The sequence below is a fragment of the Nocardia sp. NPDC127526 genome, assembly GCF_042672265.1.
Lineage (GTDB): Bacteria > Actinomycetota > Actinomycetes > Mycobacteriales > Mycobacteriaceae > Nocardia.
Map to the genome: position 1 here is coordinate 71446 of NZ_JBHXVO010000023.1, position 16821 is coordinate 88266.

A 16821-nucleotide genomic window follows, 5' to 3' on the forward strand; every position below is an offset into this window, starting at 1 on the left:
GAGAGGTAACGATCAGGCCTGGATCTGCATGCTCGCGGCCAGCATCGGCCACGACTTGTGCAGCGCCTCTTCCCAGTACGGCCAGTAGTGCGTGCCGACCGGGTTGAACTGGTAGGTCGCCGGGATGCCCAGCGAATCCAGCTTGTTCTTGAGGTTGGCGGTGCAGCCGTTCACGGCCGCCTCGATCACCACGCCGAGGGTGAGGTTGATCGCGCCGGTCACGCCGGGGGCGCTGCTCAGGTAGTACTGCACATCCTCCATGACCGGGATGCCGCTGCCGCTGGAGATGTAGAGCTGGGTGCCGCGCAGCTTCTCGGCATTGATGACCGGATCGTTCTCCGCCCACAGCGGGCTGTCATCCGGCCCGTACATGTTCTTGGTGTCACCACCGGCCCAGGTCTCGGTGGAGAACTTGACGAACTGCTTGCCCGCCGGATCGGCGATCTGCGCGCAGCCGCTGTAGGCGGCGACGCCCTTCCACAGGCCCGGCTTGGCCTCGGCCAGCTGCAGCACCGAGGTGCCCGAGGTGGACAGGCCGGCCAGGGCGTTGAGGCCGGTGGAGTTCAGCGTGCTGTCCAGCAGCGGCGGCAGTTCCTCGGTGAAGAACGTCTTCCACATGTTCACGCCGAGCTTGGGGTCCGGCTTCTGCCAGTCGGTGTAGTAGGTGCCGCGCCCGCCGATCGGCTGGATGACATTGACCTGCTTGTCGGCCAGGAACTGCAGCGCATCGGTCTGCGCCTTCCAGCTCGCGGTGCCCTCACCGCCGTCCAGGCCATTGAGCATCCACAGGTTGGGCGCGGGCGTGGACTCGTCGACGGGCCGCTGCACGTCGACGGTGATCTCCTGATCCATTGCCGCCGAGTACACCTTCAGGTGCCAGGTCCGCCCGTCCTTCTGGACGGAGGTGACCGAGGACGCCTTGGCGGGCGCCGCTGAAGTGGTACCTCCGACCACCGCCACGGACATCGCAACGGTGAGCGCCACAGCGCCTGCCCGCAGCGCGGCGAGCGATCGTCTCGGTAGTCGACAACGCATCAATCAATCCCTTACTCACTGTGCTTGTGAACGGCTCGCGGGAAACCTCCCCGACACGGTTGATCTTCCGGCGTGGCGAAACCGTTACTGGACAGCGTCGTGCATCGGCGGCTGTTGCGCCAATTCGGGCGTGAGGTGCGCCACAGGAATTCGCTGTCACAAAAGCGGGGCGGGCGGCATCTGGTGGGGTGAGAACCATCGCGAACGCAGAGGAGCAACCCATGCCGGATCCAGCCACCGAGGCGTTCGTCGCCCACCGCCGGCTGCTGTTCACCGTCGCCTACGAGATGCTCGGGTCCGCGGCCGATGCCGAGGACGTGCTGCAGGAGACCTGGCTGAAGTGGGTGGGCGTGGACCCCGGCACGGTCCAGGATCAGCGCGCGTATCTGGTCCGGATCACCACCCGCCAGGCGCTCGGGCGGCTGCGTTCGCTCGGGCGGCGCAAGGAGTCCTATGTCGGACCGTGGCTGCCCGAGCCGCTGCTCACCGCGCCCGATGTAGCCGACGATATCGAGCTGGCGGAAAGCGTGTCGATGGCGATGCTGCTGGTGCTGGAGACGCTCACCCCCACCGAGCGCGCGGTGTTCGTGCTGCGCGAGGTCTTCGGCCTGGACTACGACGAGATCGCCGAGGCCGTGGACAAGAGCCCGGCCGCGGTCCGCCAGATCGCGCACCGGGCCCGCGGGCACGTCGCCGCGCGCCGCCCGCGCGAGGTGGTGTCGCAGGCCGAGACCCGCGAGGCCCTCGACGCGTTCCAGCGGGCCGTCCGGACCGGGGATATTCAGAGCCTGCTCGATATTCTCGCCCCCGATGTGGTGCTGCTGACCGATGGCGGCGGGATCAAGCAGGCCGCGCTGGAGCCGCTCATCGGCGCTGAACTGGTGGCCCAGGTGCTGAGCCGAATCGCCGCGGCGTCGCTGCACGCGGCGCAGATCAATGGGAATCCGGCCTTGATCGTCCGGATCGACGGCGAGATCGACACCGTGGTGGCGCTGCGCATCGACCGCGGCCGCATCACGGGCCTGTACGCCGTGCGCAATCCGGAGAAGCTGTCGCAGCTCGAGCACGAGACCGCGCTGCGCCGGTGAGTATGGCCGGTGAACGCCGGTCGCTGAATGATGGCAACTGTTCAGCAACATTCGCGATCGTCTCGGGGCGGTGCTGGAATGATGTGGGAACCAACCATTTGCGATCATCCACCGTCTCGAGGCTCGCAATGATCATCACCCGACTTCGTTTCCGAATCCCGGTTCTGGCCGCCGTCGCGGCGGCCGCCGCGGCGGTCCTCGCCGCACCGGCGGGCGCACAGGAATCCGCCTCCGTCTCCGTCGACCGCACCATGCCCTATCGGGTCACCACCCTGGGCGTCAGCGGCACGGCCACCTGCACCGGCGGCGGCACCGCCGGCATCGATATCGTCGACGGCTCGCTCGAGCAGATGTTCGAGGGCGGCATCGGCGGCCCGATCGCCGTCGTCCTCGACGGCGCGGTCCTGGTCGACTGCGATGGCGCGGCCCACCAGTGGTCCGGCAATCTCGTCGCCCCCGGCCGCGCCCTGCCGAACAGTTCCGGCGGCACCCTCACGGTCAACCTCAAACAGGGATCGACGGTCATCGCGACCACGGGTCCCAAAGGCGTGTACATCGTCGCCTGACCTGATCCGCTCACCCGCGCATCCGGCCTGGGCTCGGTACGATTTCAGCGGTGGAACGCCCACGGCTGAACGGGGGCGTGCGCGGCGGGTGAGCGGGTGGACGACATGGAATTCGTCGTTGTCGGAGCGGACGATCCGGGAGATCGGCGGCCACGGACCGGCTATCTGCATCCGAACGACTGGGACGATTGGTTCCGGTTCGAGACCACCTTCTCGCTGGTGTATGTCGACGACGGGCTGCTGGAGCATCCCATCGGCTCGGTCAAGATCGGCCAGTTCGGCATGGGCAAGGGCGCCGGGCGCAATGCCGCACGAGACGACGAGTCGGGCTTCCGGAACCCGGAGTTGCCCAGTCGATTTCACTCGCTCGCGCGGGACCGGTTCTTCTCCCTCGGCCAGGACGCGGACTACTACGACGCCCTGAACCGGCTGGGGGCCGGTCTGCGCGAGACCATCCTGGGCGCTTTGAACGATCTCGCCTACGACGACGAGTTGCTCGCACCGGCGCTCGGCGAGCGGGTGACCGAGAAATCGCTGCTGCGGTTCATCAGCCGTGCGACCGTCGAGGGGCAGTTCCGGCGAATGGCGCACGGCGGCGCGCGCCTGACCCGCTACCGGTTCACCTTCTTCCCCGAGGACTCGGGTGCGCGGGAGGACGGCATCGGATTCCTGGTGGTGCCGGATTCCAAGCCGCCCACCAATATTCAGGTACTCATCGGCCGCAATGGGGTCGGCAAGACGAGGCTGCTCGACAGGATGACCCGCGCCCTGGTCGGGCAGCGGTCGCACGGGGACGGCCTGGGCGAGTTCGAGTTCGTGAGCGAGGACGCCGGCGATACGACCGGATTCTCGAAGGTGGTGTCGGTATCGTTCAGCGCCTTCGACTCGGTGGATCCGGTGACGCCGCGCCGCGGCGAGAACTACGTCTACATCGGGTTGAAGGCCTCGCCGGAGCGGGCCGATCCCACCGGGCCGAAATCGCGGGTGTCCACCAAGTCCCCGCTCATGCTGAGTCGCGAGTTCAGCTCCAGCGTGCTGAATTGCCTACGGGGCGAACGATTGCCGCGGTGGCGGCGGGCGCTGAGTCAGCTGCAGGCCGATCCGGTGTTCGCCGATTACGAGGTGGCGAGCCTGGCCGACGACGAGGACAGCGAGGACGAGCACAAGCAGCGGGCCCGCGCCCGGGACATGTTCCGCTCGCTCAGTTCCGGCCACAAGATCGTGCTGCTGATCATGACGCGACTGGTGGAGCAGGTCGACGAACGCTCCCTGGTGCTGATCGACGAACCCGAGGCGCATCTGCATCCGCCGCTGCTGAGCGCCTTCGTCCGCGCCCTGTCGGACCTGCTCGTGGACCGCAATGGGGTGGCGCTGGTGGCCACGCACTCCCCCGTTGTGCTGCAGGAGGTTCCGCACGAGTGCGCGTGGATCCTGCACAAGTCCGGTGGTGCCACCTCCTTCGTCCGGCCCCGCGTCGAGACCTTCGGCGAGAATGTCAGCGTCCTCACTCAGGATGTCTTCGGCCTCGAGGTGACCAAGTCCGGATTTCACCAGCTGCTGCTGGATGCCGTGGCCGAGGGCGGCAGCTACGACGACATTCTGGCGAACTTCCGCGGGCATCTCGGCGGCGAGGCCCGCAGCATTCTGCGCGGCCTGGTGGCGACGCGAGATCGCGAGCTCGCCTGATGTGGAGCGTCACCCCGCCGCCGCACGAGGCCGAGGCGGTCTTCCGCCGCTGCATCGGCCGCGGCCGGGACCACGTGCGCCTGCTGCGCGCGGCCCCGGAGGTGGCCGCGGCCGCACAGCGCTATGAATCCGCCGCCACCGCAGGGCAATTGCACACCCTGCGCCCCGCGGAGTTCACCTCCGCCCACATGACCGACAAGGAACTCCAGAACACCTACAACAACCGCATGGTCCGCCGCAGCTCCCCCGGCCGGCCCGTGTACACCCAGATCCGGCAATCGGCTCCCGATCAGATCTGCCCGCTCTGCGGTCACCGCCCGGTGGCCAGCCTCGATCACGCCCTGCCCAAGAAGCACTTCCCGCTGCTCGCAGTCGCGCCCGCCAACCTGGTCCCCTGCTGCGCGGACTGCAATCACACCAAAAGCGAAGCCATTCCGAGCAATCCGGGCGAGGTCTACCTCCACCCCTACTTCGACGACGTAGACGACGACATCTGGCTCGTCGCCGACATCATCGAATCCGCCCCCGCCGCAGCCGTATTCGGCGTCTCCTCCCCCACCCACTGGAATCCGGACCTCGCCGCCCGCGTGAAGTTCCACTTCAAATCGCTGGGCCTGGCGAATCTGTACACCGCCCAGGCGGGATCGGAGATCCGCGCCCTCGCCTACGTCAGCGCCGGCGCCCATTACCGCGACGGCCCCGACGGCGTGCGTGAAGTCCTCGCCGACTACCGTGACGGCCGCCGTCGGCTACATCAGAACACCTGGCAGGCAGCCCTTTTCCAGGCCCTGCTGTCTTCCGACTGGTATTGCGACGGCGGTTTCCGCAGTACCTGACCGGAACGAAGCGGGCGGGTGATCATTCCTGCGGATTGCTCTTCTCGATCCGCCCGGTCATGCGCCGGTAGAAGTGCGCGTCATCGGGCGCGGTGATCTCGACGTCGTACCACCCACGCTCCGTGGGCCATTGGATGCGGTGCGATCCGCCGGAGGCGATTTCGATGGTGCGGCGGGCGCCGAAATAGCGCCGCGAGACGAGGATCGAAGTCACCGCGCGGGCACCGCGATTGGTCAGCGAAATTGTCAGGTGGTCGCGCGAATCCCCGATCTCGGAACCGATTACGACGCCGGATGCGGCACCATCGGTGTTCCCGCGCAGTTCGCACCAGAATCGGTTCGGGCCCTGGACCACGAGGTCGTATTCGCCATTGACGGTGAACCGCTCATCCACGATGCCCAGGACATCGCGGTGTTCCGGATATTCCGCCTCTCCGGCGAACGGGTAGATCGCGAAATGCGCCGATGATTTCCCGGTATTGGACAGCCGGACAGTGAGGGCCGAACCGGATAGCGCGCTGGAGACCGCGGGTTGATACGGGAGCGGGCGGGCGGGGCGGTGACCCGGTTCCTGCTCAGCGGGTGCGGGGGTGGGCGGCGGGGCCGGGCGCCAGCGGCGGACGCGCGGCGGAACCGGTTCGGGCGGCGCCAGTTTCGGCGGATCGGCGGCGGTGGTGAAGTCGAAGGCGGAGGTCAGGTCGCCGCAGACGGTGCGGCGCCAGGCGCTGATATTCGGTTCGCGGACTCCGGTCCAGCGTTCCAGGAAACGCAGGACCGAGGTGTGGTCGAAGACCTCGGAGTCGACGTATCCGCCAATGGTCCACGGGGATACGACGATCATGGGCACTCGGGGGCCGAGGCCGATCGCCTTGCCGTCGAACCAGTCGTCGCCGGAGCCGCCGGTCGGCCGGGGCGGCACCGGGGACGGGACATGGTCGAAATAGCCGTCGTGTTCGTCGAAATTGATGAATATCGCGGTCTTCGACCAGAGTTCGAGATCGGAGGCGACGAGGTCGAGCAGCCGGTAGATGAAGTCCGCGCTGCCGGAGGGGGTCGATTCCGACGGATGCTCGCTGTACTTGGCAGGGGGTACCAGCCAGCTGACCTTCGGCAGCGTGCCGGCCTCGATATCGGCGGCGACGCGGCGCAGCAGGGTGTCCGGCTCGCTGCGATACATGCCCCGGTCGAACAGGCTCCGCTCCTGCGGGCTCAGCTTCTGCCTGGCCGCCTCCAGCTGTGCGAGCAGCCGGCGCTGCTTCCACCCCCATTTCCCCGGCAGCGCTTCGTAGAACTTCTCGGTGGTGCGGTACCTGCCGTCGACCTCGGCCAGCAGCTTGTCGCCGATCCGCTTGAAGGGCGCGAAGTATTCGACCGGGTTGTCGGTGAAGTTGTCCCACTCCTGGTAGATCTGCCACGAAACACCCGCGGCCTCCAGCCGTTCCGGATACGTCGTCCAGTCGTAGCCGGGGTGGTCGCGGTCGTAGGCGGCGTTGTCGATCGCCCGCGCGATCCCGCCCGGCTCGAATCCGGTTGTGCCGGTGAAGAAGTAATTCCGATTCGGATTGGTGCCGCCGTGCATCGAGCAGTGGTAGGCGTCGCAGACGGTGAAGGTGTCGGCCAGCTCGTACTGCAACGGCAGATCACCCCGCTCGTAATAGGCCATGGTCGCCGCCGTCTTGGCCGGGATCCAGCCGTCCCACCAGCCCTGCGCCCACGCCGCCGTGCTGCCCCGCCACTCGTGGTCGAGGCTGTCCAGGTATTGGATATCGCCGTCCGGCCGCCCCGCCCGCCGCGCCGCCTCCCGGGCCGAGAACGGCGCCACGGTGTCGCCGCCCGGTCCGGACACCGGCTGCCGGAAGACCGAGCCGCCGCCGCGCAACCGCAGGGGCGATTCGTCCCCGAATCCGCGCACGCCGCGCAGCGTTCCGAAATAGTGGTCGAAGGACCGGTTCTCCTGCATGAGCAGGATGACGTGTTCGATCGCGTCCAGTCCCCCGGACCGCATCGGTTCCCGCATGGCGCGGTGCAGTGCGAGCGGCAGCACAGTGACCGCGGCCACCCCGGCGGAAACCGCGGCGGCGGTCCCGAGTACTTTCCGACGCGAGAATCCGGCCATGCCATCAGTAGATCAAGACCATCGCGCCGAGCGGATAACACCCGCCGCCCCGGCGTCAATCAATAAATTGCCCGGAATACGTGCGAGTAACCTCCGCGCGCTGTGTACCTGCGGGCAATAGCAAGGCACACTACGCGAGACCGGTAGTCGCAACCATCGCCCGACCGGGCCATTGCCGCGGAATGGAAGGAGCCGGCGAGTGTTCAGCCGCATCGCCATCGTGAACCGAGGAGAGGCCGCCATGCGGCTCATCCATGCCGTCCGAGATCTGGCCGCGGAGACCGGGCAACCGATCGAAACCGTCGCGCTGCACACCGATGTCGACCGCAACGCGACCTTCGTGCGCGAGGCCGATATCGCCTACGACCTCGGCCCCGCCTCCGCCCGCCCGTACCTGGATCTCAAGGTGCTCGAGCGCGCCCTGCGCAAGACCAAGGCCGATGCCGCCTGGGTCGGCTGGGGCTTCGTCGCCGAGGACCCGGCCTTCGCCGAGCTGTGCGAGCAGATCGGCGTCACCTTCATCGGGCCCAGCCCGGAAGCCATGCGCAAGCTCGGCGACAAGATCGGCGCCAAGCTGATCGCCGAGGAAGTCGGCGTGCCCGTCGCGCCGTGGAGCCGCGGCGGGGTCGAGACCGTGGAGGACGCGGTGGCGGCCGCCGCCGAGATCGGCTACCCGCTCATGCTCAAGGCCACCGCCGGCGGCGGCGGGCGCGGCATTCGCATGATCACCAATGAGGCCGAGCTGGTCGACGCCTACGAGCGCACCCGCCAGGAGGCCGCGCGCGCCTTCGGCAGCGGCGTGGTGTTCCTGGAGCGCCTGGTCACCGGGGCCCGGCACGTCGAGGTCCAGGTGATCGCCGACGGTCAGGGCACCGCGTGGGCGCTGGGCGTGCGCGACTGCTCGGTGCAGCGGCGCAATCAGAAGGTCATCGAGGAGTCGGCCTCGCCGGTGCTGCGGCCCGAGCAGGCGGCCGAGCTGAAGGCCTCGGCCGAGCGGCTGGCCATCGCGGTCGGCTACTGCGGCGCGGCGACCGTCGAATTCCTGTACCACCCGGGCGATGAGCTGTTCGCCTTCCTCGAGGTGAACACCCGCCTGCAGGTGGAACATCCGATCACCGAGATCACCACCGGTTTCGACCTGGTCCGGGCGCAGCTGCAGGTCGCCTCCGGCCAGAAGCTCGAGGGTGAGCAGCCCGCCGAGCGCGGCCACGCCATCGAGGCCCGGCTCAATGCCGAGGATCCCGATCGCGACTTCGCGCCCGCGCCGGGCCGCATCGCGCGGCTGAGCCTGCCGGCCGGTCCGGGCATTCGGGTGGACACCGGTGTCAGCGAGGGCGACACCATTCCCGCCGACTTCGACTCCATGATCGCCAAGATCATCGCCTACGGTCGCGACCGCGATCAGGCGCTGGGCCGACTGCGCCGGGCCATGGCGCAGACCCGGGTCGTCATCGAGGGCGGCGCCACCAACAAGAGCTTCGTGCTCGATCTGCTCAATCAGCCCGAGGTCATCGACGCCAGCGCCGACACCGGCTGGATCGACCGGGTGCGCGCCGAGGGCCGCCTGGTCTCCGACCGCCACTCCGCCATCGCGCTGGCCGCCGCGGCCATCGACGCCTACGAGGAGGACGAGCGGGTCGAGCGGCACCGGCTGCTGTCCACCGCCTCCGGCGGGCGGCCGCAGGTGCAGCACGAGAGCGGACGGCCGCGGGATCTGAAACTGCGCGGCGTGAGCTACCGGGTGCGGGTGGCCCGCATCGGCGCCCACCGGTTCCGCATCGGCATCGAGGCGGGCGGCGAAACCCGCACCGCCGACGTCGATCTGGAGCGTTTCGACCAGCACACCGGGCAGATCATCGTCAATGGCTCCCGGCATCGCCTGATCACCGGCACACACGGGCCGATCCACCTGGTCGAGCTCGACGGCGTCACGCACCGCATCAGCCGCGACGAGGGCGGCGTGGTGCGCTCGCCCGCGCCCGCGCTGGTGGTGGCCACCCCGCTGGAGGTCGGCGCCGAGGTCGAGGCGGGCGCGCCCGTGCTGGTGCTGGAGTCCATGAAGATGGAAACCGTGCTGCGCGCGCCGTTCCGGGCGCGGCTCAAGGAATGCGCCGTCTCGGTCGGCACCCAGGTGGAGACCGGCGCGCCGCTGCTGCGGCTGGAGCCGCTGGTCGAGGACGGCGACGAGGCCGACACGGCCGCAACCGAATCCGCCGATCTGGATCTGCCCGGCCGGACCACGGAGGAGCAGCCCGAGGAGCGCATCACCCGCGGCCTCGAGGATCTGCGCAGCCTGCTGCTCGGCTTCGACGTCGACCCGCACGACGAGGGCCGGGTGGTCGAGGACTATCTCGCCGCCCGCCGGGAGGCCGTCGCCGACAATCGCCGGCCGCTCGCCGAGGAACTCGAACTCGTGCAGGTCTTCGCCGATCTCAAAGAGCTGAGCCACAATCGCTCCTGGGACGACGACAGCTCGCCCGGCCATGTGCACAGCGCCCGCGAGTTCTTCCACACCTACCTGCAGAGCCTCGATGTGGAGCGAGCCGGGCTGCCGGAGTCCTACCAGGCCAAGCTGGCCAAGGCGCTCGGCCACTACGGCGTCACCGAGCTGGAGCGCACGCCCGATCTGGAGGCCGCGGTCTTCCGGATCTTCCTGGCCCAGCAGCGCCCCTCCGACACGGTCGCGGTCATCACCGCGCTGCTGCGCGAATGGCTGCAGGAGCCGGTGCCGGACCGCGCGCTGCGCGAACCCGTCGGGCTGGCGCTGGAGCGGCTCGTGGCGGCGACGCAGGTGCGCTTCCCCGTGGTCGCCGACCTCACCCGCGGCGTGGTCTACGCCTGGTTCGGCTACCCACTGCTGCAACGCAATCGCGCCCGCGTGTACACCAATGTGCGCAAGCACCTGAGCCATCTGGACGCGCATCCGGGCACGCCCGATCGCGCCGAGCGGATCGCGGATATGGTGCGCAGCACCGAACCGCTGGTGCGGCTGCTCGGGCAGCGGCTGGTGCGCGGCAGCGAGGACAACACCGTCATGCTCGAGGTGCTGACCCGCCGCTACTACGGCAACAAGGGCCTCACCAGCGTGCGCACCCAGGAGGCCGGCGGCTGCACGTTCGTCATCGCCGAGCGCCGGGGCCTGAGCCTGGTCTCGGCCGCGGTGAGCTTCGACGCGCTCGGCACCGCCCTGCGCGGGCTCGGCGAGCTGGCGAGCAGCGGCGCGTCCATCGAGGCCGATGTCTACCTGGCCTGGGAGAAGCAGCCCGAGGACTTCGAGGCCATGGCGGCGGCGCTGCAGGAGGTGCTCAACGCGCACCCGCTGCCGCACCAGGTGCATCGCATCACCGCGACCGTCGCGGGCAGCGGCGGCGCGGTCATGCACCACCACTTCACCTTCCGCCCCTCCGCCACCGGCATGACCGAGGAGCGGCTGATCCGCGGACTGCACCCCTACATCGCACAGCGGATGCAGATGAAGTCGCTGCACAAGTTCGACCTCACCCGCCTGCCGTCCTCGGACGACGAAGAGGTGTACCTGTTCCGGGCGATCGCCAAGGAGAACCCGGCCGACGAGCGGCTCATCGCCTTCGCGCAGGTGCGCGACCTGGCCGCGCTGCGCGAGCACGACGGCCGGCTGCTCGCCCTGCCGACGGCGGAGAGCACCATCGCCACCTGCCTGGACTCGATTCGCCGGGCGCAGTCGCAGCGGCCGTCGAACAAGCGGTTCAACACCAACCGCATCGTCATGTACATCTGGCCGCCGGTCGATGTCACCCGCGCCGAACTGGAGACGGTGCTCGGCGGGCACGTGCTGCCCATGACCTCCGGCGCCGGGCTGGAGGAGATCCTGCTCATCGCGCGCCAGCGGGATCCGGAGACCGGGGAGCTGACCAAGGTCGCCGTGCGCATCTCCTTCGACGCCACCGGCGGCGCCGATGTGACCATCAGCGAGCGGACCGACGAACCGGTCGAGCCGATCGACGCGTACCGGCAGAAGGTGCTGCGGGCCAGCAGCCGAAACACGGTGTACCCGTACGAATTGACGTCGATGCTGGGTGAATTCGCCGAGTACGACCTCGATTCCGCGCACGCGCTGGTTCCGGTCGACCGGCCCAAGGGACGCAATACCGCGGCGCTGGTCGCGGGTGTCGTCAGCACGCCGACCGAGCTGCATCCCGAGGGCGTCACCCGCGTGGTGCTGCTCGGCGATCCGACCAAATCCCTTGGCGCGCTGTCGGAGCCGGAGTGCCGGCGGGTGATCGCCGCGCTGGATCTGGCCGAGCGGATGCAGGTGCCGCTGGAGTGGTACGCGCTGTCCTCCGGCGCCCGCATCTCCATGGAGTCGGGCACCGAGAACATGGACTGGGTGGCGGCCGCGCTCAAGCGGATCGTCGAATTCACCCAGGACGGCGGCGAGATCAATATCGTCGTGGCGGGCATCAATGTCGGCGCGCAGCCGTACTGGAACGCCGAGGCCACCATGCTCATGCACACCAAGGGCATTCTGGTCATGACCCCGGATTCGGCCATGGTGCTCACCGGTAAGCAGTCCCTGGACTTCTCCGGTGGCGTGTCGGCCGAGGACAACTTCGGCATCGGCGGCTACGACCGCGTCATGGGCCCCAATGGCCAGGCGCAGTACTGGGCGCCGAACCTGCACGCCGCCCGCGATGTGCTCATGTCGCACTACGACCACACCTATGTGGCGCCCGGCGAGCAGTCGCCGCGGCGGTCGCCGACCAGCGATCCCACCGATCGCGACGTCTCCGACTTCCCGCATGTGGTGGCGGGCAGCGATTTCAGCACCGTCGGGGAGATCTTCTCCGCGACCGCCAACCCGGATCGCAAGAAGCCCTTCGACATTCGCACCGTCATGCGGGCGCTGGCCGACCAGGACCACCCGGTGCTGGAACGCTGGGCGGGCATGGCCGACGCCGAGACCGCGGTCGTGCAGGACGCCCGCCTCGGCGGTATCCCGGTGTGCCTGTTGGGTATCGAGTCGCTGAGCGTGCCGCGCCGCGGCCTGCCGCCCACCGACGGTCCCGACACCTACACCGCCGGCACCCTGTTCCCGCGCTCGTCGAAGAAGGCGGCTCGCGCCATCAATGCGGCCAGCGGCAATCGCCCGCTCGTCGTGCTGGCCAACCTGTCCGGCTTCGACGGCTCTCCGGAGTCGATGCGCAAGCTGCAGCTCGAGTACGGCGCCGAAATCGGCCGGGCCATCGTGAATTTCCAGGGCCCCATCGTGTTCTGCGTGATCTCGCGCTACCACGGCGGCGCGTTCGTGGTCTTCTCGAAGGCGCTCAACCCGAATATGACCGTCCTCGCATTGGAGGGCTCCTTCGCCTCCGTTCTCGGCGGCGCGCCCGCCGCCGCGGTGGTCTTCTCCAATGAGGTGAACGCCCGCACCGCCGCCGATCAGCGAGTCCGCGACCATCAGGCCAGCGCGGCCAATGCCACCGGCACCGACCGCGCCACCCTGGCCGCCGAACTCGACGATCTGCGCTCCTCCGTCCGGGCCGAGAAGCTCGGCGAGGTCGCCGCGGAATTCGATGGCGTGCACAATATCCAGCGCGCCGTCCAGGTCGGCTCGGTCGACGCCATCATCCGCGCCGCCGAACTGCGCCCGCGCATCATCGAGGCCATCGAGGCCCGCCTGGGCTGACGGCCGGTAGACACTCGAAGCCCCACCCGGCCCATTGCCGGGTGGGGCTTCTGCTCACCGGGGCGGGCGTCGGATACATTTGCTCGTCCGCAATTCCCCGGCGAAAGGCCGCGCCATGCTGATCGGTACCGACAAGGTCGTATCCATCGACTACACCCTGACCGACGATGCCGGCGACGTGCTGGACACCTCGGCGGGCGAAGCGCCGCTGCTGTACCTGCACGGCGCGGACAATATCGTCCCCGGCCTGGAGCGGGCGCTCGACGGGAAGACCACCGGCGACGAGGTCGACGTCGTGGTCGAGCCGGAGGACGGGTACGGCGAATACGTGGCCGAACTGGTCAGCGTCGTGAACCGCGACATGTTCGAAGGCATGGACGAGCTCGAAGTGGGCATGGAGTTCGAGGCCGAGACCCCGGACGGCGAAGGCCAGATCGTCACCGTCGTCGAGGTGGACGGCGACGACGTCACCATCGACGGCAACCACCCGCTGGCCGGGGAGCGCCTGCACTTCCGGGTCACCGTCGTCGACGTCCGCGACGCCACCGCCGACGAACTCGCCCACGGCCACCCGCACGGCGACGACGACGATCACGAGCACTGACGCCGGCCCGGCCGCGAGTTAGGCTCGCACCGTGCAAGATTCAGTCACCGTCCAGATGGCCGCGCCCGCCGCGCCGATCTGGGACCTGATCAGCGACGTCACCGACGTCGGCCGCTTCAGCCCGGAAACCTACGGCGCCGAATGGCTGGGCGGCGCCACCGCCCCGGCCGTCGGCGTCAAATTCCGCGGCCGCGTGAACCGCAACGGCTGGGGCCTCAAATACTCCACCGTCTGCAAGATCATCGCCTGCGACCCCGGCCGCGAATTCGCCTTCACCGTAATCGGCCCCGGCGACACCCCCATCAACACCTGGCGCTACCAGCTCACCCCCACCGAATCCGGCACCGCCGTAACCGAATCCTTCGAACTGTCCCGCACCCTCCCCCTGCGCGTCTACTGGTTCCTGGCGGGCTGGACCCGCGGCAAAACCAACCGCGAGAACATGCTCGAAACCCTGCACCGCATCAAGAAAGTCGTCGAAGAACCCCGATGATTCGTTCCAGCGCTCCGTTCGATGCCGCCTATCTGGCCGATCCGCATGCCGTGCATCGGCGGCTGCGGGAGGCCGGGCCGGTGCATCGGGTGGAGTTGCCCGGGGGTGCTGCCGCGTGGCTGGTCACCCGGGAGAGTGATGTGCGGGAGGCGCTCGCGGATTCGCGGTTGTCGATCGACAAGCGGTCGGCGCGTGGTGGTTACAGCGGGTTCGCGCTGCCGCCCGCGCTGGATGCCAATCTGCTGAATCTCGATCCGCCGGATCACACGCGGCTGCGGCGGTTGGTGTCGCATGCGTTCACGCGCGGGCGGATCGGCGGGCTCGGGCCGCGGATTCAGGATGAGGCGGAGCGGCTGCTCGACGAGATGGCGGGGTGTGATCGGGCGGATGTCATCGCCGACTTCGCGATTCCGCTGCCGATGGCGGTCATCGGTGATCTGCTCGGCATTCCCGAGGAGGATCGGGGGCGGTTCCGGGGGTGGACCGAATCGCTGCTGGCTCCCGATCCGGCGCGGCCGCAGGAGGCGAAGCTCGCCATTACTCGAATGGAGGAGTTCCTCCTGGAGTTGATCGAGCACAAGCGAGCCGCGCCGTCCGACGATTTCCTCTCCGACCTGGTCGCGGTCCGGGATGAGGACAATGACAAGCTCACCGAGGATGAGCTTGTGTCCCTTGCCTTCCTGATCTTCTGGGCCGGGTACCAGAACTCGGTGGATCTGATCGGCAACGGTGTGCTGGCGTTGCTGGACAATCCCGATCAGCTTGCGAGACTTCAGGCTTCGCCCGATATCAGCGACGAGGCCATTGAGGAACTGCTGCGGTTCACGCATCCCAGCCAATTCGGCATTCGCCGATTCCCGACCGAGAACATCAGTATCGGCGGGGTCGAAATCCCCGCGGGTGACACCGTATTGCTCGGTGTCGCCTCGGCCAATCGCGATCCGGACCGCTTCCCGAATCCGGATGCCCTGGATCTGGCCAGGACGGACAACCCCCATCTCGCCTTCGGCCACGGCATCCACTACTGCCTGGGCGCCCCGTTGGCGAGATTGGAAGCCCGCATTGCGCTCCGGAGCATCCTGCATCGCTTTCCCGCCCTCGCGCTCGCGGTTCCCCGCGCCGAACTCCCTTGGCGGCCATCATTCCGCGAGCACGGGCTGCGAGCCCTGCCCGTGACGCTGACTCAGGACAGCGCGGCGACGACGGCGCGGGCGACCGCGACCTGACCCGCCGGTGTGAGGTGCACGCCATCGGTTTCGTACAGCCGCCGGCCCGCACCGGGTCGCGTGGGGGCGAGCGCGTCCACGACCGGTTCGGCGCGATCCCACAGTGCCCGCGCCGTCTCTTCGTGATCCTTTGCGCGCCAGCTGATCCCCGCCCGCTGGAACGGCGGGAAGGCGGCGATCAGCGCCTCGTCCATATCGGTGGGCGTGATCCAGACCCACCGCGCGCCGCTGAGCCGCACGCCCTCGTCGTGCAGCAGTCCCAGATTGCGAGTGGTCTCCGCGGCGCTCACCACCCGCGGGCCGTCCGCGCCGAGGCGCTGCGCATCATTGGCCCCGATCTGGCACAACACCCAGTCGGGACGGTGAAATCCCAGCGCGGCAACGCCTTTCAATGTCTGCGTCGTAGTCGCCCCCGCCACCGCGAGATTGGTCAGTTTGATTCCATCCCCCGGCCGCCGCAGTTCGAGCAGATGGCGCAGAATCTCGAACCAGGACAACCGATCCGCGGTGCTGCTCTCCCCGATGGCGACCACATGCGCACCGGGCCCGAACGGCAGCCGGTCGACCTGACCGGCGACCTCCGGATCGGCCAGCAGATCCGCCGCCGCCGCTCGCGCCTGAACGGTGAAATCCTCACATAGCGACCGGTATTCGCCGACGTCCAATCCGAACAAGGCCGCTATCCGGGCATCGTCGAGGCCGTTCAGGTACGGCAGCGACAGTCCGGGCCGCTGGAACCGAACCAGCTTCATGGTCATCTCGGTATTCATGGTGTTCTCTCCTGGAGCGACTGGATTACGAACGGGGAAGCAGGAATCCGACGGCGATCAACCACGCCATGCCACCGAATCGGGCAACGGGCAGCAGAAACGCGGCGGCGGTGACGGTGAGCGCCGCAGTCGTGCACATCGCGACGACGGCGATCACCAACCCCACGCCGAGCAACCAGGGCGCGAGCCGCCGCTGCGGCAACGCCGCCAGCGCGAGACCCGCGATCAGCAGGCCGGTCGACATGACATTTCCTGGTCCGCCGCACAGGAATGCGAGGGTGTGCAGGGCGCGCACCACCGCCGGCTCGGTCACCACCTCGGGCACCGTCAGCACCCAGCTGACCACCCCGGACAGGATCAGAAAGCCCACGGCGAGCGTCCCGCCGACGGCCGCGAGCGCAGGTGCGAATCCCGCGGCGAACCGCCGCACCCGAGCCGCGGCCCCCGCGACATACAGAGCCAGCGGAATCGCGCTGGCGAATTGCAGCACCGCCCCGGTGCGCACCGCCGCGGCATGGTCGCGGAAGTACTCCAGCGCCTCCCCGGCATCCCCGAAGGGTGATGGAAACGGGCTCCCACCAGCCTGAACAGTACTGATAACCAGACCTGCGACAAACAGTCCGGCAGCAACGGCCCCGAGGATCCCCAGCGGCGGTTCGAGGGATATGGCGGGCCGATCGACGCGGGATGTGGCTGAAATGGCCATAGCAATCCGTTCTCAGAAGTGAATCGTTCT

General features: G+C 68.6%; 12 protein-coding genes. 8 read left to right on the top strand and 4 right to left on the bottom strand.

Annotated features, from left to right (window positions below; translation table 11 throughout):
- Window positions 1-12: 12 nt before the first annotated feature.
- Window positions 13-1035, bottom strand: a complete 1023-nt coding sequence (locus tag ACFVIV_RS29010; RefSeq protein WP_379201691.1) for an alpha/beta hydrolase — start codon at window positions 1033-1035, stop codon at window positions 13-15.
- Window positions 1036-1256: 221 nt separating this feature from the next.
- On the opposite strand from ACFVIV_RS29010, the gene ACFVIV_RS29015 reads away from it, so the two are divergent.
- The 4 genes from ACFVIV_RS29015 to ACFVIV_RS29030 all read left to right on the top strand — a co-directional run bounded on the left by ACFVIV_RS29015 (window position 1257) and on the right by ACFVIV_RS29030 (window position 5211).
- The gene (locus ACFVIV_RS29015; RefSeq protein WP_379201693.1) at window positions 1257-2123 is read left to right on the top strand and encodes an RNA polymerase sigma-70 factor; all 867 of its coding nucleotides are present in this window, start codon (window positions 1257-1259) and stop codon (window positions 2121-2123) included.
- A gap of 128 nt (window positions 2124-2251) precedes the next feature.
- A complete protein-coding gene (locus ACFVIV_RS29020; RefSeq protein WP_379201695.1) occupies window positions 2252-2689 on the top strand; it encodes a hypothetical protein in 438 nt (145 codons plus the stop codon).
- Between the two features lie 105 nt (window positions 2690-2794).
- Window positions 2795-4375 (top strand): AAA family ATPase, encoded by a 1581-nt coding sequence (locus ACFVIV_RS29025; RefSeq protein ID WP_379201696.1) that lies wholly within the window; start codon window positions 2795-2797, stop codon window positions 4373-4375.
- The gene (locus tag ACFVIV_RS29030; RefSeq protein ID WP_379201698.1) at window positions 4375-5211 is read left to right on the top strand and encodes a hypothetical protein; all 837 of its coding nucleotides are present in this window, start codon (window positions 4375-4377) and stop codon (window positions 5209-5211) included. Before ACFVIV_RS29025 ends, ACFVIV_RS29030 begins: the two co-directional genes overlap by 1 nt.
- 22 nt (window positions 5212-5233) lie before the next feature.
- On the opposite strand, the gene ACFVIV_RS29035 is transcribed toward ACFVIV_RS29030, so the two are convergent.
- Window positions 5234-7327, bottom strand: a complete 2094-nt coding sequence (locus ACFVIV_RS29035) for a phosphocholine-specific phospholipase C (RefSeq protein ID WP_379201700.1) — start codon at window positions 7325-7327, stop codon at window positions 5234-5236.
- A gap of 199 nt (window positions 7328-7526) precedes the next feature.
- On the opposite strand from ACFVIV_RS29035, the gene ACFVIV_RS29040 reads away from it, so the two are divergent.
- The 4 genes from ACFVIV_RS29040 (at window position 7527) to ACFVIV_RS29055 (ending at window position 15315) form a co-directional block, all read left to right on the top strand.
- Entirely contained in the window at window positions 7527-12992 is a 5466-nt protein-coding gene (locus ACFVIV_RS29040) for a carboxyl transferase domain-containing protein (protein ID WP_379201701.1), read from the top strand.
- Between the two features lie 115 nt (window positions 12993-13107).
- The gene (locus ACFVIV_RS29045; RefSeq protein WP_379201703.1) at window positions 13108-13596 is read left to right on the top strand and encodes a peptidylprolyl isomerase; all 489 of its coding nucleotides are present in this window, start codon (window positions 13108-13110) and stop codon (window positions 13594-13596) included.
- A gap of 31 nt (window positions 13597-13627) precedes the next feature.
- On the top strand, window positions 13628-14089 hold the full coding sequence (locus tag ACFVIV_RS29050) for an SRPBCC family protein (protein WP_379201705.1): 462 nt from the start codon (window positions 13628-13630) through the stop codon (window positions 14087-14089).
- Window positions 14086-15315, top strand: coding sequence for a cytochrome P450 (locus ACFVIV_RS29055; protein ID WP_379201707.1), 1230 nt, complete (start codon window positions 14086-14088; stop codon window positions 15313-15315). Before ACFVIV_RS29050 ends, ACFVIV_RS29055 begins: the two co-directional genes overlap by 4 nt.
- Here ACFVIV_RS29055 and ACFVIV_RS29060 read toward each other — a convergent pair.
- Both ACFVIV_RS29060 and ACFVIV_RS29065 read right to left on the bottom strand, forming a co-directional pair.
- Window positions 15273-16085, bottom strand: coding sequence for an SGNH/GDSL hydrolase family protein (locus ACFVIV_RS29060; RefSeq protein ID WP_379201709.1), 813 nt, complete (start codon window positions 16083-16085; stop codon window positions 15273-15275). The two genes, ACFVIV_RS29055 and ACFVIV_RS29060, sit on opposite strands and share 43 nt — an antisense overlap.
- Before the next feature lie 25 nt (window positions 16086-16110).
- The gene (locus tag ACFVIV_RS29065; protein ID WP_379201710.1) at window positions 16111-16791 is read right to left on the bottom strand and encodes a hypothetical protein; all 681 of its coding nucleotides are present in this window, start codon (window positions 16789-16791) and stop codon (window positions 16111-16113) included.
- Window positions 16792-16821: the final 30 nt, after the last annotated feature.

Bases quoted from the DNA above. Each gene is read 5' to 3' on its own strand.
- ACFVIV_RS29035 (WP_379201700.1), bottom strand. From the start codon at position 7,327: ATGGCCGGATTCTCGCGTCGGAAAGTACTCGGGACCGCCGCCGCGGTT.
- ACFVIV_RS29030 (WP_379201698.1), top strand. From the start codon at position 4,375: ATGTGGAGCGTCACCCCGCCGCCGCACGAGGCCGAGGCGGTCTTCCGC.
- ACFVIV_RS29025 (WP_379201696.1), top strand. From the start codon at position 2,795: ATGGAATTCGTCGTTGTCGGAGCGGACGATCCGGGAGATCGGCGGCCA.
- ACFVIV_RS29055 (WP_379201707.1), top strand. From the start codon at position 14,086: ATGATTCGTTCCAGCGCTCCGTTCGATGCCGCCTATCTGGCCGATCCG.
- ACFVIV_RS29045 (WP_379201703.1), top strand. From the start codon at position 13,108: ATGCTGATCGGTACCGACAAGGTCGTATCCATCGACTACACCCTGACC.
- ACFVIV_RS29060 (WP_379201709.1), bottom strand. From the start codon at position 16,085: ATGAATACCGAGATGACCATGAAGCTGGTTCGGTTCCAGCGGCCCGGA.
- ACFVIV_RS29065 (WP_379201710.1), bottom strand. From the start codon at position 16,791: ATGGCCATTTCAGCCACATCCCGCGTCGATCGGCCCGCCATATCCCTC.
- ACFVIV_RS29020 (WP_379201695.1), top strand. From the start codon at position 2,252: ATGATCATCACCCGACTTCGTTTCCGAATCCCGGTTCTGGCCGCCGTC.
- ACFVIV_RS29015 (WP_379201693.1), top strand. From the start codon at position 1,257: ATGCCGGATCCAGCCACCGAGGCGTTCGTCGCCCACCGCCGGCTGCTG.
- ACFVIV_RS29010 (WP_379201691.1), bottom strand. From the start codon at position 1,035: ATGCGTTGTCGACTACCGAGACGATCGCTCGCCGCGCTGCGGGCAGGC.